The sequence below is a fragment of the Streptomyces sp. NPDC023573 genome (assembly GCF_055559735.1).
The window spans coordinates 94,412-112,927 of the sequence record NZ_JBVHKB010000007.1 but is presented as its reverse complement, the minus strand read 5'-3'; the positions used below and the strand labels follow the sequence as shown (position 1 = coordinate 112,927).

General features: G+C 69.4%; 14 protein-coding genes. 7 read left to right on the top strand and 7 right to left on the bottom strand.

The genetic code is table 11. The features are described 5' to 3' along the window. Positions 1-35 precede the first annotated feature (35 nt). Entirely contained in the window at positions 36-536 is a 501-nt protein-coding gene (locus ACZ32T_RS22880; RefSeq protein WP_325748050.1) for a hypothetical protein, read from the top strand. Here ACZ32T_RS22880 and ACZ32T_RS22875 read toward each other — a convergent pair. Then, entirely contained in the window at positions 499-2,736 is a 2,238-nt protein-coding gene (locus ACZ32T_RS22875; protein WP_467368677.1) for a family 2 encapsulin nanocompartment cargo protein terpene cyclase, read from the bottom strand. The two genes, ACZ32T_RS22880 and ACZ32T_RS22875, sit on opposite strands and share 38 nt — an antisense overlap. A 237-nt stretch (positions 2,737-2,973) precedes the next feature. Here ACZ32T_RS22875 and ACZ32T_RS22870 point away from each other — a divergent pair, with 237 nt between their 5' ends. Further along, positions 2,974-4,305: an N-acetylmuramoyl-L-alanine amidase gene (locus ACZ32T_RS22870; protein ID WP_467368676.1), complete on the top strand. Its 1,332-nt coding sequence runs from the start codon at positions 2,974-2,976 to the stop codon at positions 4,303-4,305. A 102-nt stretch (positions 4,306-4,407) separates the two neighbouring features. Here the strand turns inward: ACZ32T_RS22870 and ACZ32T_RS22865 are convergent, their stop codons facing one another. Next, a complete protein-coding gene (locus ACZ32T_RS22865) occupies positions 4,408-5,544 on the bottom strand; it encodes an aminoglycoside phosphotransferase family protein (protein WP_467269157.1) in 1,137 nt (378 codons plus the stop codon). A gap of 231 nt (positions 5,545-5,775) precedes the next feature. Between ACZ32T_RS22865 and ACZ32T_RS22860 the strand changes: the two genes are divergently transcribed. Beyond that, on the top strand, positions 5,776-7,272 hold the full coding sequence (locus ACZ32T_RS22860) for a DNA-binding protein NsdB (protein WP_467368674.1): 1,497 nt from the start codon (positions 5,776-5,778) through the stop codon (positions 7,270-7,272). Positions 7,273-7,328: 56 nt separating this feature from the next. Here ACZ32T_RS22860 and ACZ32T_RS22855 read toward each other — a convergent pair whose 3' ends face one another. Then, positions 7,329-8,750: a PP2C family protein-serine/threonine phosphatase gene (locus ACZ32T_RS22855; RefSeq protein ID WP_467269160.1), complete on the bottom strand. Its 1,422-nt coding sequence runs from the start codon at positions 8,748-8,750 to the stop codon at positions 7,329-7,331. 520 nt (positions 8,751-9,270) lie between these two features. Here ACZ32T_RS22855 and rpmG point away from each other — a divergent pair. After that, positions 9,271-9,435 carry a 50S ribosomal protein L33 gene (gene rpmG, locus ACZ32T_RS22850; protein WP_104791189.1) on the top strand — a complete coding sequence of 55 codons (165 nt, stop codon included), beginning with the start codon at positions 9,271-9,273 and terminating at the stop codon, positions 9,433-9,435. 309 nt (positions 9,436-9,744) lie between these two features. Here the strand turns inward: rpmG and ACZ32T_RS22845 are convergent, their stop codons facing one another. Continuing rightward, a complete protein-coding gene (locus ACZ32T_RS22845) occupies positions 9,745-10,245 on the bottom strand; it encodes a tetratricopeptide repeat protein (RefSeq protein WP_467368672.1) in 501 nt (166 codons plus the stop codon). Positions 10,246-10,305: 60 nt separating this feature from the next. Here ACZ32T_RS22845 and ACZ32T_RS22840 point away from each other — a divergent pair, with 60 nt between their 5' ends. Then, positions 10,306-11,109, top strand: coding sequence for a VanZ family protein (locus ACZ32T_RS22840; protein WP_467269163.1), 804 nt, complete (start codon positions 10,306-10,308; stop codon positions 11,107-11,109). Here ACZ32T_RS22840 and ACZ32T_RS22835 read toward each other — a convergent pair. Together ACZ32T_RS22835 and ACZ32T_RS22830 are read right to left on the bottom strand one after the other, a co-directional pair. Next, on the bottom strand, positions 11,106-12,854 hold the full coding sequence (locus ACZ32T_RS22835) for a glycoside hydrolase family 6 protein (protein WP_467368671.1): 1,749 nt from the start codon (positions 12,852-12,854) through the stop codon (positions 11,106-11,108). The two genes, ACZ32T_RS22840 and ACZ32T_RS22835, sit on opposite strands and share 4 nt — an antisense overlap. A 190-nt stretch (positions 12,855-13,044) precedes the next feature. Continuing rightward, complete coding sequence (locus ACZ32T_RS22830; protein ID WP_467368670.1) at positions 13,045-13,245, bottom strand: hypothetical protein; 201 nt, start codon at positions 13,243-13,245, stop codon at positions 13,045-13,047. Positions 13,246-13,623: 378 nt separating this feature from the next. On the opposite strand from ACZ32T_RS22830, the gene ACZ32T_RS22825 reads away from it, so the two are divergent. After that, positions 13,624-16,461 (top strand): glycoside hydrolase family 48 protein, encoded by a 2,838-nt coding sequence (locus ACZ32T_RS22825; protein ID WP_467369025.1) that lies wholly within the window; start codon positions 13,624-13,626, stop codon positions 16,459-16,461. A 76-nt stretch (positions 16,462-16,537) separates the two neighbouring features. On the opposite strand, the gene ACZ32T_RS22820 is transcribed toward ACZ32T_RS22825, so the two are convergent. Beyond that, positions 16,538-17,734 carry a 4-hydroxybenzoate 3-monooxygenase gene (locus ACZ32T_RS22820; RefSeq protein ID WP_467368668.1) on the bottom strand — a complete coding sequence of 399 codons (1,197 nt, stop codon included), beginning with the start codon at positions 17,732-17,734 and terminating at the stop codon, positions 16,538-16,540. Between the two features lie 251 nt (positions 17,735-17,985). Here ACZ32T_RS22820 and ACZ32T_RS22815 point away from each other — a divergent pair, with 251 nt between their 5' ends. Then, positions 17,986-18,501, top strand: coding sequence for a DinB family protein (locus ACZ32T_RS22815; RefSeq protein WP_467368666.1), 516 nt, complete (start codon positions 17,986-17,988; stop codon positions 18,499-18,501). Positions 18,502-18,516 lie beyond the last annotated feature (15 nt).

Genomic DNA, 18,516 nt, shown 5'->3' with positions numbered 1-18,516 from the left:
TCCGCAACGTGAGCCGGGACACGTAACATGGCCCCATGTCCTTCCTCCGCCGCCGTAGCGCCGCCACACCCGCGGGCCCGGACTTCGATGTCCTGGCCATGGACCCGGGGGACTGGCCCGGCAACCTCGGCGCCGGTCTGCTCCCCGCTCCCGACGGGAGCTGTCAGGGCGTGTTCCTGCGGTACGACCTGTTCGGCGGGCGCGGCCCCGCGATGATCATCGGCAATCTGCCGGAGGGCTCACCGGCCCGCGAGACCGAGGAGGGCCAGGTCCCCTTCGAGGTCGCCCAGCTGCTCCTCGCCCTGGAGAACGACGAGCCGGTCGAAGTCACCGGCACCGAGGACGTGCCCGTCATGCAGGGCGACAGCCTGCTGATCGTGCGCCGCGTCAAGCTCTCCGAGAGCCGGATCTCCTGCGTCCAGTTCGACCGGAGCGACGGCGTGCTCGTCACCATCGCCAGCTGGGACCGGCCGATCACCGACGATCTGTACGCCCTGCTCAAGCCACTTCCCGCGGAGCTGTTCCAGCAGGGCTGAAACGTCCCTGCGACAACAGGCGTGTGACCCGCGCCGCCGACGTCCCGAACCCCGTGGGGCCACTGATGTGCCACGGGGTCCCGGTGCCCCGGCGCAGATCCTCCTCCCGGTAGCGCCGGCAGTCCCGGTGCCAGATCAGGATCCCCGCCATCCAGTGCTGGAGCTCCAGCACATAGCCGGCCAGAACCTCCCTCGCCTCCGCGTCCAGATCGAAGTCGTCGTAGAGAACAGGCAGCTCCTGCTCCGCGACATGCTGGAACTGGCGCATCCGCGAGTTCATCAGGTCGTCCACGATCGAGACCCCCGTCGGATAGTCCACCCCGAAGAAGTTCTGGACGACCAGGACCCCGTTGTGCACCTCGCCCTCGTACTCGATCTCCTTCTGGTACGAGAAGAGGTCGTTCAGCAGGCACGCGTAGTCCGCCGCCGCGTTCTCCAGGGAACGCATCGGGCCGCTGCGGTAGACGGCGTCCGGCACCTTCCTGCCGTGGCCCAGCCGGCACAGGCTCATCGTGAGATCCGAGCCGAACGTCGCCCGGCGCATCTCCATGTAGTCCACCGGGTCGGGAATCCGGTTCTGCGCCTGGTTCGCCAGCTCCCAGAGCCAGCTCGCCGTCATCGACTCCACCGCCTCCCGGAAGGTGCGGCGGGCACCCTCGCCCATCGGCCCCGCCGTCCGCCGCCAGAGGTCCGCCAGCCCGCGCTCCAGCGCGTTGACCGGCTCGGGCACGGACGACCCGTCCAGCGGCATGAACAGCGACAGCCGCTCGTTGGCAAGCCGCGCCCCCGCCAGGTCACGCGTCCGGCCGTGCACCACGGGGAACCAGTCGTCACCGTACGTCCCCCAGGTCAGCCATCCCGAGGAGAGATCGAGCTCGTCAGGGGTCGCGTCCGGATGCAGTCCCGCCGCACACAGCGGCAGATCGGTCGCGACGAGCCGCTCCTCGTCCCAGATGTGCGAACCCGGCACCCCCGGCTGGGCCTCCAGCAGCCCCATCCGGCGTGACCAGTCCACGATCCGCAGGCGCGCCCCGTCGAGGTGCGGGCTCAGCGTCGTGCTGAACGGCATGTCGAAGTCCGGCAGCAGTGACGGACCGACGTGCTGGTACGGCACATGCGTATGGCTGCGCAGCCGGAGCGATTCGGAGCGGGGGGTGAGGCGCAGCGAGGCCGCGGCCATCCCGAAACCGGGAACGCTCTCACCCGCGCCCCCACCGTTCATGTAGCGGCTCGAGCGCATGTGCCACTCATGGCCGCCGGACTGCCAGTCCTGGAGGCCCTTGACGTACGCCAGGACAGCGGCCGTCCCCTCAGGGGTGAGGCCCCTCTCCGCGCAGAGCGGCGCGAGCTCGGTGAGGGCGGTGTTCTCGAACTGCTGAAGCCGCGACGTGAGCAGATCGTTGACCGCCTCGGCCGCCTCCTGGGTCGAGCAGCCCAGGAACCTCTCCAGGACCAGGACACCGTTGCTGTTCTCGCCCTCGTCCTCGACCTCCCGCTGGTACGAGAACAGGTCGTTGCGCAGATGCACCGCGTCGGAGAACGCGTCCCTCAGTACGCGCAGTGGCCGCGAATCCGCCACCGGGTCAGGGACCTCCGCGTTCGCCGCGTACTCCACCAGCCCTGCCGACCACGGTGCCCCGCCGACCTTGCGGCGCATCTCGATGTACTCGACGGGGTTGGCGATCCGCCCCTCATTGATGTTCGAGAGCTCCCACAGGGACTCGTTGAGCAGATTCTCCGTCGCCTCGGCGAACCGGGCCCGCCAGGCGTCGGACATGGCCGGCACGGTCCTCGCCCAGAGATCGGCCAGGCCCGCCTCCACCGGATTGTCCGGCTCCGGAGTCGGCGCACCCCGCTCCATAGGCATGAAGGCGGGCAGCCGGTCCAGATACCGCTTGCCGCCCTCACGGTCCGGAGTGCGCTTGAACAGTTCGAGGAAGTGGTCGTCGAAGAAGAAGACCCACACATACCAGTCGGTGACGAGGGACAAGGCCTCGGCCGAGCAGTCCGGATGGGTGTACGCGCAGAGCAGCGCGTAGTCGTGGGCCTCGAGGTCCTTCTCCTCCCAGACACCGGAGCCCTCCAGCATCCCCATCCCGCGCGCCCACTCCCGGGTATGGGCCCGGGCAGCCTCCAGATGAGGGTTGAGACGCGCCGGGTACGGCACGTAGAAGTCCGGCAGTGAGAAGGGCTGTGCCATGTGCGTCCGGCCTTTCCGAGAACTCGCGCGATCCACACGGACCGGTCCTGTCGGCGCCAGCACTACCCCTCGGCCATACGGGGTACGCACAGCGCGGAATAGTCACACAAACCCATGTCTGGCGGCACACTGCACTCTTGACTCGCCAACACCTCCCGCCACAGAGTGTGCGCCGACCGACGAACACGGGGGCGTCCCCCCGGGAACCGCTTCGCCACCGGGCCAAGAAGGGTTGTCATGACGTCGAATCAGAGGACCGGACTCGCGCTCGCACTGACCACGGCAGGGGCGCTGAGCGTGGCGCTGCTCTCCCCGGCCGCGGCGGCAGCGGACAGCGTACGACCGGAATGCCCACGCGGACTCGCCTGCGACTGGATCCCCGCGGCCTACCGGCAGACCGGCGACCCGGCGGACAAGGAGACCTACGGCAACTACGACACGGCGAACCGGCCCGACAGCAACGCCATCCGGTTCATCGTCCTGCACGACACCGAGGTCGACTACGACACCACCCTGAAGATCTTCCAGAACCCCGCCAACCAGACCTCCGCCCACTACGTGGTGCGCTCGGACGACGGTCATGTCACACAGATGGTGAAGAACAAGGACGTCGCCTGGCAGGCGGGCAACTGGTACCTCAACTCCCACTCTATCGGCATCGAGCAGGAGGGTGTCGCGGCCGACGGCGCCAAGTGGTACACCCCCGAGATGTACCGCTCCACGGCACGCCTCGTACGTCACCTGGCGGCGAAGTACGACATCCCGCTCGACCGGCAGCACATCCTCGGCCACGACGGCGTGCCGCCCACCAGCGCGGCGGGTACCCGGAACATGCACTGGGACCCGGGCCCCTACTGGGACTGGAACCGCTTCATGAGGCTGCTGGGCGAGCCCACCGTGCCGAGCGCCCCCGGAAGCAGTGAACTGGTGACCGTCAGCGCGGACTTCACCAAGAACCAGCAGGAGTTCCGCGACTGCGAGAAGAACGTCGACCTGCCCCGGCAGGGCAGCAGTGCGGTACCGCTGCACACCGAACCGTCCGAGGACTCGCCGCTCTTCTCCGACCCGGGTCTGCACCCGGACGGCTCGCCCGGGACGAACTGCGCGGCGGACTGGGGCAGCAAGATCAGCGCCACCCAGCAGGCCGTCGTAGCCGGCAGGGCACCCGGCTGGACGGCGATCTGGTGGTACGGGCAGAAGGCGTGGTTCCGCACCCCGGTCGGGACCCGGACCGTCACCCCCACGTCCGGCCTCGTCGTACGGCCGAAGACCGGCAAGGAAGCAGTGCCGGTGTACGGCGTCGCCTATCCGGAGAAGGCGGAGTACCCCACCGACTTCGACAAGCCGACCGTGGGCAGTCCGCTCCTCTACACCATCAAGGCGGGGCAGGCGTTTCCCGGAGGGGGCGAGGCACCCACCGGCTACTACTACGCACCGACGATCGACGCCTCGAAGCCGTACGACCACACGTACTTCCGCGGAAGCCAGAAGTATGTGACGGTCCAGATCGGACACCGGATCGGTTTCGTGAAGACGTCCGACGTCGATGTGGTGCGAGCCGGGTCGTGAGCGGCTGCCGAGACGCGAACAGCGCGCGCTGCGGGACCCATGTGTCGGCACCGGTCCCGCAGCGCGCATCCCCCGTCCGTCGGGCCGGTTTACCCGGCGTGGTCAGCGTGTCCCCACCGCGGCGCGCACGGCCCGCCGGGCCATCGCGCAGTCGTCGTGCAGTCTGCGCAGCAGCAGCCTCTGCTCCTCGCCCGAGGTCAGCAGGCCCTGCCGTGCCTGACCGGCCCCGGCCGGCGCCCCTTCACGCATGGCCCGCTGGACAGCCGTCTCGTACGTACGGATCTCGCGGGTCAGTACGATCATCAGGTTTACCAGGAAGGCGTCACGGGCGGCAGCTCCGGCCGCCTGCGCCAGCTGGCTGATCTGCCGCCGGGACGCCGGTGCGTCACCGAGCACGGCCCAGAGCGTCGCCAGGTCGTATCCCGGCAGATACCAGCCGGCGTGCTCCCAGTCGACCAGCACGGGCCCGGTGGGCGGCAGCAGGATGTTCGAGAGCAGGGCGTCGCCGTGGCAGAACTGGCCCATGCCCTGCCGCCCGCCCGCGTGGGCCAGGCCGTGCAGCAGCTTCTGCAGGTCACCCAGATCACGATCGGTGAAGAGACCCAGCTCGTGATAGCGGGCGATGCGTGAGGCGTAGTCCAGCGGGGCGTCGAACAGCCCGGCCGGCGGCCTCCAGGCATTGATCCGGCTGATGGCTCCGAGCACGGCCCGCAGATCCGCACGGGGCGGCGCCTCCGCGGGATGCCTCGTCAGCGCCGCGACCCGTCCGGGCATCCGCTCGATCACCAGGGTGCAGTTCTCCGGGTCGGCTGCGATGAGCCGCGGGGCCCGGACCGGCGGGCGGTGCCTGACGAAAGCGCGGTATGCCGCTATTTCGTGCCGGAACCGCTCCGTCCACGCCGGGGAGTGATCGAGTAAGCACTTGGCCACCGCGGTCGCGCGGCCGGTGGTGCCCACGATGAGCACCGAACGCCCGCTGCGGCGCAGCACCTGCACGGGATTGAACTCCGGGCAGATGCGGTGCACGGAGGCGATGGCCATCCGCAGCTGCGCACCCTGGGCGCCGGACAGGTCCAGTCTTCCGCTGAGCGGTTGGGAGCCCGGCCCCGCCGCCCGCCGGGTCCGACCCGTGCCGGACGCCGGAGACGCGGCGCGGGGGTCGAGATACGGCCCGCCGCCCGCCCCCGAGGGACGGAGCGGCCGGGGCGGGGCGGACACGGAGGACGATGCTGTGTACATGGGCGAGACAGATCCCTTCGTGCGCCGACAAGTTACGTGCGCCGCCCCGGCCGGCGGCCGTCCGGCACCCTGGGGAGTACCTAGGGCTGCCGGGCGGGGTGGCGCTTTCCTACCTGACACCGGCCCGCGGGTGGCACAACATCTAGCGACCCCTGGCGAACCCTGGCGAATATTCGCCCGGCATCCGCCGGGGGGCTAGGGTCAAGTCAGCCGAGAACCTGGGGGCTTGACGTGACCGGAGAACCCAACACCCGTCTTTCCGACCTGTTCGGCCTGGCCGGCTGGTCCAAGGGCGAACTCGCGAGAATGGTGAACAGGCAGGCGGCGGCCATGGGCCACCTCCAACTCGCCACCGACACCTCGCGGGTGCGGCGCTGGATCGACATGGGGGAGTCCCCCCGCGATCCCGTGCCCGAGGTGCTGGCAGCTCTGTTCACCGAGCGGCTCGGCCGTGTCGTGACCATCGAGGACCTCGGGTTCGGCCGGCGCGGGCGTGTGGGGAAGCGGCGAAAAGCCGGGACGGAAGACAATCCCGACGGTTTGCCGTGGGCGCCCGAACGGACGGCAGCGGTCCTCACCGAATTCACGGGAATGGACCTCATGCTCAACCGACGCGGCTTGGTGGGCGCGGGCGCCGCGCTCGCCACCGGCTCAGCTCTGACCGGCGCCATGTACGACTGGCTGCATTCAGATCCCGCTCCGGCGGCCCGGGCCTCACGGATCAACGCCCCTCTGCACGCCGACAACGCCGGCTTCGACCTCTACGAGGCCGCGCCCATCGGGTCCGAGGAGATCGAGGCACTCGAGCGCTCGGTCGAGGTGTTCCGGGCCTGGGACGCCTCCAGAGGGGGCGGACTCCAGCGCAAGGCCGTCGTGGGCCAGCTCAACGAGGTGGGCGGCATGCTCGCCTACCACCACCCCGAGCATCTGCAGCGCCGCCTCTGGGGCGTCGCCGCCAATCTCGCGGTCCTCGCCGGCTGGATGTCCCACGACGTCGGCCTCGAACCCACCGCCCAGAAGTACTTCGTGATCGCCGCCCACGCGGCCCGCGAGGGCGGCGACCGTCCGCGCGCGGGAGAGGCGCTCTCGCGCGCCGCCCGACAGATGGTCCACCTGGGCAGGCCCGACGACGCCCTGGACCTGATGAAGCTCGCCAAGTCCGGTTCCGGGGAGGAGACCCTGCCGCGTACGCGGGCGATGCTGCACACCATCGAGGCCTGGGCACAGGCATCGATGGGACGCGGGCAGGCCATGCGGCGCACCCTCGGCGAGGCGGAGGAGCTCTTCGTCTCGGACAAGGGCGATGTGCCGCCGCCGAGCTGGATGCAGATGTTCGACGAGGCGGACATGCACGGGATGCAGGCACTGGCTTTCCGTACGCTGGCCGAGCACGACCCGGGGGCGGCCTCCACCGCGCAGCGCCACGCCAAGCAGGCACTCGATCTGCGGATAAACGGCCGCCAGCGTTCCAAGATCTTCGACTACATCTCACTCGCCTCGGCGTGCTTCATCGCCGACGACCCCGAGCAGGCCGATCGCTACGCACGGCTGGCCCTGGTGTCGATGGGGGAGACGTCCTCGCACCGGACCTGGGACCGGCTGCGCGAGATGTACCGGCTCACCGGCCAGTTCGCGGGCTACGCCAAGATCGAGGACCTGCGCGAGGAGATCGAGCTCGTCCTCCCCCCGAGCGGAGCCAAAAAGAAGGCCAGGGGCTCCCAGGTCTGATCAGAGCCCGCCATCGATGAGCGCACCAGACCTTCCACAGGCCGGCCGGGGCGCGGTCATGCCTCGACGCGGGCCACCAACACGCAGGCGTCGTCGAACCGTTCGGCAGACCCGAGCGACTCGACCACCGCTCGTACGCATTCCTGTGCCGTGCGAGCCTGCGCGAACCGCGGTGCCAGTCCCAGAAGCATGTCCGGGCCTGCGCTCCGGTCCGTCAGTCCGCCGGTGTGCAGTACGAGCACATCGCCCGGGAGCAGGCACACCTCGTCCTGCTCGTAGGTGACCCCGGCTGCTGCCCCGAGCAGTACTCCGTCAGGTGCCGGCAGAGGACGCCCCACTCCGTCGCGGAACAGCAGCGGCGCGGGGTGCCCTGCCTGTGCCCAGACGAGCGTGCCGGTCGCCGGGTCGAAGCGGCAGCACACGGCGCTGCCCAGGGCGGGCTGTGCGGAGCACTCGATCAGCTGGTTCAGATGGCCCATGACCGGCCCGGGGCCGACGCCTGCCACAGCCATGCCGCGGAGCGCGCCGAGCAGCATCGCCATGGCCGAGGTGGCGGGGATTCCGTGGCCGGTGAGGTCGCCGACGGTGAGCAGGGTGTTGCCGTCCGGGAGTGGCAGCGCGTCGTACCAGTCGCCGCCGATGAGGTCGCTCGACCCTGAGGGAAGGTAGTGCGCGGCGATGTCCAGGCCGCTCGCGCCCTGCCCGGATATCGGCAGCGAGCCGCGCCACGGTGGAAGCACGGCAGCCTGGAGTTCCACGGCCATCCGGTGCTCGGCCCGGGCCATCTGTTCCTGCCGCCGCAACGTGTCCCGCGTCCTGCCCACGATGTGCTGGCTGCGCCGCAGCTTGGTGACATCGCGCAGGACCGCCCACATGGAGGCCGTGCAGCCGTCCGCGTCGAGAACGGGTTCGCCCGTCATGTGCAGCGTGCGCATACCACCGCCCGGCAGCAGGATCCGGAATTCGCCGTCTATCGGCCGCCCGTCCACCAGACAGTCGGTCACCATCGACGTCAGAAGAGGCTGGTCCTCCGCGAGGAGCACGGACGGCAGTTCGTCCAGCGACAGGCCTCCCGCCGCCGGGTCCCTTCCGAAGATCTGGTACAGCTCCTCGGACCAGCTGACCTCGTCCGTGAGCAGGTTCCACTCGGCGCTGCCCACTCTGCTCAGGAGCGAACCGGTCGGCGGTTCGGCCGGCGCCGGACGGCGCTCTCCCGCAGGCTCCGGGGCCGTGACACGGGGGACGCCGTCCCTCAGCTGTCCCAGATGTTCGCCGAGGTCGTCGAGCTGGTGCACCGCCAGGTCGCAGAGCGCCCGCTGCCAGCGCTGCTGGGGATCGTCGTCGTCGATCACAGACGTGTCGCTCCGGACCGCGTCGATATCGCCCCGGAGCAGCCGGGTCCGGTTGATCAGGGCGTCGACGGCGTCCCGCTCGGGCGGTTGCGGGGCGGGGCGGTCCGCAAACAGATGGGACGGCATCTGGTACTCCGATACAGGCGGAACGGCCGGTTCGTGGGGGTGGACCGAACACGACTGTTGCACAGGCTCCGGAGCCCCGTAAGGGGTTTGGCAACACTCGATACGTTCTTGCTTCCGGCATATGCCATCGGCTGGGTGGAGCGAGGGTCCGCCGAACACCCTTGCCCCTGGCGGTGAGTTGACGCAAGTCCCCGGGCGTGAGCCGCTCGGCGTACGCCCGCGCGTGCGACCCCGCACGGCTCGCACCGGCCGGGATCTGGGCATATGCGGGGTCGCGTGGGCCGTGGATCCTACGGCGTGCGCCGTCGGCGCCGACGCGGGGCCGATGAAGTGTTCGATCTTGTGACGCAGGTGCGTCGGTCGTCTGTTCGATAGCCGGGTCCGAGGCGTGGGGGCTCGCCGTCCCGGCTGGCCGGCGGAGGGAATGGTGGTGCACGTGTTCGTGTTGGGTGAAGCAGAAACGAAAACGACACTCATCCCCACCCCGGGGGCGAGGTCGGCATCCCTGTCTGGAGGCTCCATGGCACGCAGTGAGACCAGGCCCGTCGTCCTGCTCCGCTCCACGGCCGGAACCGGCCACACCTATGTGACGCGGAAGAGCAGGCGCAACAACCCCGACCGGCTGGAGCTTCGGAAGTTCGACCCGGCCGCCGGGCGTCATGTCACGTTCCGTGAGGCCCGCTGACGACCGGCTGGGTCACCTTCCGGTAGTCGTGAGGTCCCCGGCCTGCGGGGTCGTGGTGTGGATCACACGGCCGGGGGCGGATTCACGGGAACGCCGAGTGGTGGTGGTTCGTTCATCTATGCGTCGGGGTGAGCGGCTGAAAGCCGCCGGGCGGCAGTCCGCCCTCACCTCCGCACACAAGCCGCCCCGGCTGGATTCCCCCGATCCGGCCGGGGCTTCTCCTTGGGCCGCCCCCTGTGTCGCGCGATCCCATGGGGGCGGGACTTGCCGGGGTCCCCTGCTCGAGCTGCTGCCCGCACGGGACTGTGCTCACATGGTCCGCGTGAGGTCTGCGGCGTAGTGCTCGATGGCGGGCCGGTACTGCTGCACGCCCGGGCTCTCGCTCGTCGCCGCCAGCAGGCACAGCAGGAGCTGCATGGCCTCGTGGTGCTCGCCGGTGTTGAACAGAGCCATGGACAGGAAGGTCTTGAGGGCCCCGTCGTCCGGGAATTCCGCCACACCGCGCCGGAGGGTCTCAACGGCCTGACCGAACCTGCCCAGGACGCGATAAGTGCTGCCGAGACCCAGCAGCGCGCCCCGGCGTTCCTCATCGGTGAGGCCGTGGCCCTGCAGGCTCCGCTCGTAGTACGGGACGGCCTCGGCCTCCAGGCCGAGCACGTCATGGGCCCAGGCGGTCTGATAGGCGACGTCCGCCGCGTCGGGGAACGAGGCCGTGAGGGAGAGGAGACGTTCCCTGGCCTGTTCGGGGTGGCCTTCTTCCCGCAGCCGCACGGCTTCCGCCAGCAGTTCGTCCTTCTTCTGTGCGCTCATGCGCACATGGTCGCACCCGCCCAGGGTGTGGCCGACGGGGTTGGGGGCATCCGTTCCGCCATGACAGCAGAGGCGAATCGTAGTGCACGACGCAGAGGCGTGGGGAATCTACTGCTGCGCGCGGCGGTGCTCGCGGCGGCGTTCGTGGCCCTTGTCGCGTTCTCCGTGGTCCTGGCGAAGGTGACGCTCACGCCGTCACCCGCGTCGGAGGACATCGTCACGTCCAATCTGAAGCCGGGGCGGTCCTTGCGGCAGTACGCGCAGGAGTACACGTTTCTCGCAGCGTGCAAACAGGCGGGCGGCAACCTGCTGCTGGGCGCCCCGTTCGGCGTGCTGCTGCCGATTCTGGTGCCGCGTCGGCTCCGGATGATCCGGATGACCGTGCTCACCGTGCTGGTCATGGCAGTCGTCGAGCTCGCACAGGGCGCGCTCGTGGCGGGGCGGGCCTTCGACATCGACGACGTGATCCTCAATACGGCAGGCGCGCTGCTGGGGTACGCACTCGTGGGGCGGCGCATCAGCCACCGCTACCACGCGCTCTCGGACGAGCCGGCCGCCGCGGACGAGGCGAAGCCCGGACCGCGGACGCCGGCTGGGACAGGGGCGGCCTCCAGCAGCAGTGCGAAGCCCGGCGCCGCACCGAAGCCAGGGAACAGGACGAAGCCCGGCGCCGCGTCCGAGCCCGGCGCCTCGCCGAAGTCCGGGGCCACGACGAAGGCCGCCGGCAGCCCCGCGACCGGTTCCGCCGCACGGCGGAGCGCGCCCGCGCCGATGGCTCGCGGACGCGCTCTGCTCGACAGGTGGCGCGGTCGGCGGGAGGGCCCGGGCGGGGGAGCGCCCGGAGCCCGCCGACGCGGAGCCTAGAGCGCCGGGTGGGCGTTCTTCATGAGCTCCTGGAACTGCGCGGAGAACCACTGGCCGGAGATCGGGGCGTCGGGCAGCGCACCGGACATGTTGTTGCCGTTGCGGACGTTACCTTCGTAGGTCGGGTCGCACATCCGGTCGAATCCCTTGCCGTCCGGGTTCGGGATCAGCTTGCTGGAGCCGTCCGACTCCCCCGGGGGCTTCATCCAGACGTACGCGTCGATGCCTGCGGCGGGAGCCGCCTGCGGCCGTTCACCGAGACCGGCTCCGGCCTGGTTGCACCAGTTCCCCAGGTGGATGCGCCGGTCGTAACGGCCGCCGTCCACATAGGTGTCCACGCTGGTGGTCGCACCAGGTCCGGTCGGCCGGTCGGCGCCGCCCCAGCCGTTGCGGGAGGTGTCGATGAGCATGCCGATGTCGGAGTTGAAGCCGACGGAGACCAGCTCGTCGCGGAAGGCCTGGGCGTAGGACTGCTCGTCCGTGTAGCGGTTCCAGTCGACCCACTTCGACTGGCGCACGGAAGTGCCGTTGACGGAGTCGTCGATGGAGAAGTGATCCTCAGTCGTCGCACCGTAGTTGGCCGTGTTGGTGATGAAGCCGTGGACGTCGTCGACGGTCGCGCCCTCGGTGGTGGCGGCCTCCTTGAAGATGTCGGCGGTCGGACCGAAGTTGTCGTCCCAGCCGATCCAGCCGTGGTGGCCGGCGTCTATGTAGTTGTAGACGTTCGGAGCGTCGCCGAGCTTGTTGAGGGCATAGCCGACGCCCTTCTGGTAGTTGCCGTTGGCCTTCATCACGTCGCACTCCGGCGTGGCGGTGGGACGGCCGCCGGCGTTGGTGATGAGGTTGGGCAGCGAGTCGATCTCGACGGTGGTGACGATGCGCAGACCCGCGTACTTCGCGTCGCCGAGGATGGCCGCGATGGGGTCGATGTACTCGGTCTTGTAGCGGTCGATCTCGGTGGGGCCGAGCTCACCGTTGGAGGCGAGTGCCGAGCAGTCACGCCCGGGCAGGTTGTAGATGACGAGCTGGACGACGAGTTCGCCGGAGCCCTTCTGGGTGAGGGCTTCGTCGAGGTGGTCGCGCAGCCCCATTCCGCCGTTGGCGCCCTCGATCGCGGCGATGCGGTCCAGCCACACACCGGTCGGCTGGTCGGCGATGCGGTCGCCGCCCGGCTCGGCGGCGGCGTTGGCCGACCACTCCGGGTTGACGTAGACCTTCGAGCCCTCGTACGGGTTGTTGACCCGGTCCGAGGGATCGGTGGGCGGGTCGGTCGGGTCCGGCGGGTCGGTCGGTCCGGTGGTGCCTCCGTCACAGGTGACGCCGTTCAGCTTGAACGTCGCGGGCACGGTGCTGTTCCCGCTCCCGGTCGCGTTGAAGCCGAACGTGGCGGAGGACCCGGTGGCCAGTGCGGCGTTGTAGCCGGCGTCCTTCGCGGTGACGGCGGTGCCGCTCTGCGAGACGGTGGCGTTCCAGCCCTGGCTGACCTTTTCACCGCCGGCGAACGACCACTGCAGCTGCCAGCCGGATACGGCGTCGCCCAAATTCTTGACGGTCACCGAGGCTGTGAGACCCCCGTTCCACTGGTTCTGGATCTTGTAGTCGACGGAGCAGCCTGCCGCCGCTGCGGCAGAGGTTCCGAAGGGTGCCACCGCCGCGGCGGATCCGGCGGCTGCGGCGACGAGTGCTCCCGCGGCTATGAGCGCCGTTCGGGATCGGCGCAGGGTGGTGCGGCTCGTGCGGCTCATACGAATTCCGTTTCCTCAGCTGTCGAGGGCGCGCAGATGATCACGCGGCCCGATTCCGTACGGGGGTGGGGATACCGTCGTAGTCGCTGATCAAAGGCAGGCCGATGGGGCGGTGCTCCGGCCTGTTTCGCTTGCTGCGAGGGGGACTTCGGCCCGATCGGTGCGCGCGAGGAGTTCGAGCGGTCCTCGTTCACACAGGTGCGTTCGTGCCGACCGCGATGTCCGGTCCCCGGAAACCGCCGGCCCGATACTGCGCGGCGCTGTTCTCCACCGTGCGTACGAGGGCGGATCCGGAAGCCGTGGCCGTGTCCGGGAGACTGCTTCCGGACACGCCTGGCACTGCTCCGGGGAGCAGCCTGAACAGGTGCGGTATGTGCGGGGGGTGAAGCATGAGCGACTCCTTGCAGATCGGGCGTGCCCCCTACGGCACGTCGACTGGTGGAACCGCTCCCACTGGTGTGGCTTGACGTTAGAGCGTCAAGTGGTGGCGGTCAACACACCAGTTCCCATCTCTTGGTATCGAATTAATTCGACTCTTCAAGTCTCTTGACTCCCTTTTTCCTCGTCCCCATGCTGGGAGCGCTCCCACTGGTTCAAGGCTTGTGCTCAGCCCCGCACACCCCCCATGTCGCCGAGCCGCGAGGAGGTACTCCGCATGCCATCGGGACGCACACGAAGAACCTGGTTACCCGGAAGACCACGCAGAACCGGAGCCGTGAACCGACGTTTGTGGACGGCATCGGTGGCCGCGCTGGCCCTCCCTCTGGGGATGACCGCCGCAGCCGGTACGCCGGCCCAGGCCGCCGCCGTCCAATGCAGCGTCGACTACAGAACCAATGACTGGGGTTCGGGCTTCAGTGCCGAGCTCACCGTCACCAACAGGAGCTCCACCCCGATCGACGGCTGGACGCTGAGCTATGACTACGCCGGCAGCCAGAAGCTCACCAACGGCTGGAACGGGAACTGGTCCCAGTCCGGCAAAACGGTCACCGTCAAGAACGCGAGCTGGAACGGCACCATCGCCGCCGGGGCCGCCGCCACGACCGGCGCACAGTTCACCTACAGCGGCACGAACACCGCGCCCACCACCTTCGCCGTCAACGGCACGGCATGTGCCGGCGCCCACCAGCCGCCGATCACCGTCCTCACCAGTCCGGCGGCAGGCGCCGTCTTCTCCGCCGGAGACACCGTCCCCCTGGCCGCGACGGCCGCGGCCGCCGACGGCGCGGGGATCAGCAAGGTCGAGTTCTACGACGACACGACACTGCTCGGCACTGACACGACCTCCCCCTACACGTACGACGCCGAAGGGCTCGCCGTTGGCGGCCACTCCGTGTACGCCAGGGCGTACGACAGCCTCGGTGCGTCCGCGGAATCGACCCCCGCCGGCATCACCGTCGCAGCAGGCCCGGCCGTCGTCGCCACCCCCGCCCAACTAGGCGTTCAGCAAGGGAAGTCGGGGACCTTCGAGGTCTCGCTGTCCACCGCCCCGGCCTCGCCCGTCACCGCCACCGTGGCGCGGAGCGCCGGCAACACCGGTCTGAGCGTCACCGGTGGCGCGAGCCTCACGTTCACCCCGTCGAACTGGTCCACGCCTCAGAAGGTGACCGTCTCGGCCGACGGCTCCGGTACGGGAGCCGCCACCTTCACCGTGACGGCCCCGGGCCACTCCACGTCCCAGGTCACCGTCACCCAGCTCGCGGAGGCGAAGGAGTACGACGCCCGCTTCCTCGACCTGTACGGGAAGATCACCGACCCGGCGAACGGCTACTTCTCCCCGGAGGGCATCCCCTACCACTCCGTCGAGACGCTGATCGTGGAGGCTCCCGACCACGGGCACGAGACGACGTCGGAGGCGTACAGCTATCTGATCTGGCTCCAGGCGATGTACGGGAAGCTCACCGGGGACTGGACGAAGTTCAACGGTGCGTGGGACACCATGGAGAAGTACATGATCCCCACGCACGCAGACCAGCCCACCAACTCCTTCTACAACGCCTCGAAGCCCGCCACCTACGCACCCGAACACGACACCCCGGACGAGTACCCGGCCGTCCTCGACGGATCGGCGGCCTCCGGCTCCGACCCGATCGCGGCCGAGCTGAAGAGCGCGTACGGCACCGACGACATCTACGGGATGCACTGGATCCAGGACGTCGACAACGTCTACGGGTACGGCAACACGCCGGGTAAGTGCTCGGCCGGCCCCGCCGAGACCGGGCCGTCGTACATCAACACCTTCCAGCGGGGGGCGCAGGAGTCGGTCTGGGAGACCGTCACCCACCCCACCTGTGACAACTTCACCTACGGCGGGGACAACGGCTACCTGGACCTGTTCACCGGGGACGCCTCATACGCCAAGCAGTGGAAGTTCACCAACGCACCGGACGCGGACGCCCGAGCCGTACAGGCCGCCTACTGGGCCGACACCTGGGCGAAGGAGCAGGGCAAGTCGGGTGAGGTCTCCGCGACCGTCGCCAAGGCGGCGAAGATGGGCGACTACCTGCGTTACTCCATGTTCGACAAGTACTTCAAGAAGGTCGGCAACTGCGTCGGACCGGCCACCTGCCCCGCAGGCAGCGGCAAGGACAGCGCGCACTACCTGATGTCCTGGTACTACGCCTGGGGCGGTGCCACCGACACCTCCGCCGGCTGGTCCTGGCGGATCGGATCCAGCCACGCGCACGGCGGCTACCAGAATCCGATGGCGGCCTACGCCCTCAGTTCCGTCGCCGACCTCAAGCCCAAGTCGGCCACGGGTCAGCAGGACTGGGCCAAGAGCCTGGACCGGCAGATGGACTTCTACCAGTGGCTCCAGTCCGACGAGGGAGCCATAGCGGGCGGCGCGACCAACAGCTGGAAGGGCAGCTACGCCCAGCCGCCGGCCGGGACGCCGACCTTCTACGGCATGTTCTACGACGAGAAGCCCGTCTACCACGACCCGCCGTCCAACCAGTGGTTCGGATTCCAGGCATGGTCGATGGAGCGCGTCGCCGAGTACTACCACGAGTCGGGTGACGCACAGGCCAAGGCCGTACTCGACAAGTGGGTCGACTGGGCCCTGTCCGAGACGACCATCAACCCCGACGGCACCTACCTCATGCCCTCCACCCTCAAGTGGTCGGGCGCGCCCGACACCTGGAACGCGTCGAGCCCCGGCGCGAACTCCGGGCTCCACGTCACGGTCGCCGACTACACCAACGACGTCGGGGTGGCCGGTGCCTATGCCAGGACGCTGACCTACTACGCCGCCAAGTCCGGTGACGCCGAGGCGAAGGCCACGGCCGAAGGACTGCTCGACGGCATGTGGAGCCACTACCAGGACGACGCCGGTGTCGCGGTTCCCGAGACCCGCGCCGACTACAACCGGTTCGACGACCCGGTGTACGTCCCGGACGGCTGGACCGGCGTAATGCCCAACGGCGACACCGTCGACAACGACTCGACGTTCCTGTCCATCCGGTCGTTCTACGAGGACGACCCGAACTGGCCGAAGGTGCAGGCCTATCTCGACGGCGGGAGCGCACCCGTGTTTACCTACCACCGGTTCTGGGCACAGACCGACGTCGCACTGGCTCTGGGGGCGTATGCAGACCTCCTGGAGTGAGTGACAGCACCCGGCGGATCCCGGCCGCACCGGCGGCCGGGATCCGCTCGGTGCCCTGTTCCGGCCCGGCCCGCCTTCAGGAGAAGGCGCCGGTGTAGTTCTCGGCGAACTCGGCTGCAGCGTGGCGGGAGTCCGCGATCCGGTGCAGCTGCGACAGCTGGAGCCGGCTGTCGAACGGGCTCCCCTCCGGATGTGTGTGCAGGGTCGTCGTCATGAAGTACGAGAAGTGCTCGGCACGCCATACCCGGCGCAGACAGGTGTCCGAGTACGCGTCGAGAAGTGCGGAGGACCCCTCACGCTCAAGATGCTCGAACGCGCGGGCGAGCACCACCACGTCGGCGGCCGCGAGGTTCAGTCCCTTCGCGCCCGTGGGCGGCACGATGTGCGCCGCGTCGCCGGCCAGGAAGACACGGCCGTGGCTCATCGGCTCGGTCACCTGGCTGCGCATAGGCAGCACCGACCTGGCCGTGATGGGTCCGCGTTCGAGCTTCCTGCTGCCCGCCGAGGCCAGCCGGACGTCGAGCTCGTCCCATATCCGCTCGTCGGGCCAGTCGGCCGGATCCTCTCCCCCGGGGACCTGGAGGTAGAGCCTGCTCACCTCCGGCGACCGCATGCTGGCCAGCGCGAAGCCACGCGAGGAGTGCGCGTAGACCAACTCGTCGTACACCGGGGGCGCGTCCGCCAGGATGCCCAGCCACGCGTACGGATAGGTCCGTTCGTACGACCTCAGCGCACCCTGGGGGACCGACCGCCGGGTCACCCCGTGGAAGCCGTCGCACCCGACGACGTAGTCGCACTCCAGCGTCTGCGCACGGCCGCCGTGCCGGTAACGGATCAGCGGGCGGGCCGTGTCGACCCCCTCGACCGAGAGGGCCTCCGCCTCGAACAGCAACGGTGCTCCGTCGGCCAGCTGGAGCGCGATCAGGTCCTTGACGACCTCGGTCTGCGCGTACACCCACACCCGGCTGCCACCTGTCAGCGACGGGAAGTCCACCCGGTGCGAGCGCCCGTCGAAGCGCAGCTCGACCCCGTCGTGCGCGATGCCTTCCCGGTCCAGACGTGCACCCGCACCGCTCGCCCGCAGCGCGTCGACCGTGCTCTGTTCCAGGATCCCGGCGCGTTGACGCTGCTCGGCATACGCGCGGTCCCGGCTCTCCAGGACGACGCAGTCGACGCCGTTCCCGTGCAGCAGCCGGGCCAGGAGCAGGCCCGCGGGGCCCGCGCCGACGATCCCCACACGGGTGCGGCGGGGGAGGGGTACGGCGGTGTCCACAGAGAGGTCCTTTCGGACGGGGTCGGAGCTCCGTTGTCGTCGGGCGGAGCCGGTGGCGACCACATGGTCATGAGAAATCCTCCTGCCGCGACAGGAACAGCCTGGCCCGTTTCGGCGGATCCCGGAAATCGATTCTCTGGATGAGGTGGATCCATCCGGCGAATACCCGGGCTTCTCTTCCCGGTTCCGCGTGCCGCCGGGTCCCGCAGAGGGGCTCGCGGGACCCGGCCCGTGGGAGGCATGATCATGCGATGACATGGACAGCTCCCGAAGCCACCCGCGCCATCGGACCGCTCGCCGGCGGCGAGCGCGAGACGCTGACCGCGTTCCTCGCGTTCTACCGCAGCACACTGCTGCAGAAGTGCTCGGGCCTGACGGGCCACCAGCTCGCCGAGCAGACGGTGGAGCCGTCCGGACTCACCCTGCTCGGCCTCGTCCGGCACATGGCCAAGGTGGAACGCACATGGTTCCGCGAGGGTCTCGCCGGCCTGGATCTTCCTTCGATGTACGACACCCGGAAGGGCAAGGACGCCGACTTCGAGGACCTCTCGCCGGACCGCGCCCCCGAAGACTACGCCCGTCTCCTCGACGAGATGCGTCTCGCCGACGAGTCGGCGGCGGACGCGCCGCTCGACACCACCTTCACCCGGCGCGGTTCGGTCTACTCGCTGCGCACGGTGTACGTCCACATGATCGCCGAGTACGCGCGCCACATCGGCCACGCCGACCTGCTGAGGGAACGGCTGGACGGTACCACCGGCGCCTGAGGCCGCCCGAGACCC

Coding starts and splice junctions, on each gene's coding strand:
- ACZ32T_RS22880 (WP_325748050.1), top strand. CDS start 36: ATGTCCTTCCTCCGCCGCCGTAGCGCCGCCACACCCGCGGGCCCGGAC.
- ACZ32T_RS22875 (WP_467368677.1), bottom strand. CDS start 2,736: ATGGCACAGCCCTTCTCACTGCCGGACTTCTACGTGCCGTACCCGGCG.
- ACZ32T_RS22870 (WP_467368676.1), top strand. CDS start 2,974: ATGACGTCGAATCAGAGGACCGGACTCGCGCTCGCACTGACCACGGCA.
- ACZ32T_RS22865 (WP_467269157.1), bottom strand. CDS start 5,544: ATGTACACAGCATCGTCCTCCGTGTCCGCCCCGCCCCGGCCGCTCCGT.
- ACZ32T_RS22855 (WP_467269160.1), bottom strand. CDS start 8,750: ATGCCGTCCCATCTGTTTGCGGACCGCCCCGCCCCGCAACCGCCCGAG.
- rpmG (WP_104791189.1), top strand. CDS start 9,271: ATGGCACGCAGTGAGACCAGGCCCGTCGTCCTGCTCCGCTCCACGGCC.
- ACZ32T_RS22845 (WP_467368672.1), bottom strand. CDS start 10,245: ATGAGCGCACAGAAGAAGGACGAACTGCTGGCGGAAGCCGTGCGGCTG.
- ACZ32T_RS22840 (WP_467269163.1), top strand. CDS start 10,306: ATGACAGCAGAGGCGAATCGTAGTGCACGACGCAGAGGCGTGGGGAAT.
- ACZ32T_RS22835 (WP_467368671.1), bottom strand. CDS start 12,854: ATGAGCCGCACGAGCCGCACCACCCTGCGCCGATCCCGAACGGCGCTC.
- ACZ32T_RS22830 (WP_467368670.1), bottom strand. CDS start 13,245: ATGCTTCACCCCCCGCACATACCGCACCTGTTCAGGCTGCTCCCCGGA.
- ACZ32T_RS22825 (WP_467369025.1), top strand. CDS start 13,624: ATGACCGCCGCAGCCGGTACGCCGGCCCAGGCCGCCGCCGTCCAATGC.
- ACZ32T_RS22815 (WP_467368666.1), top strand. CDS start 17,986: ATGACATGGACAGCTCCCGAAGCCACCCGCGCCATCGGACCGCTCGCC.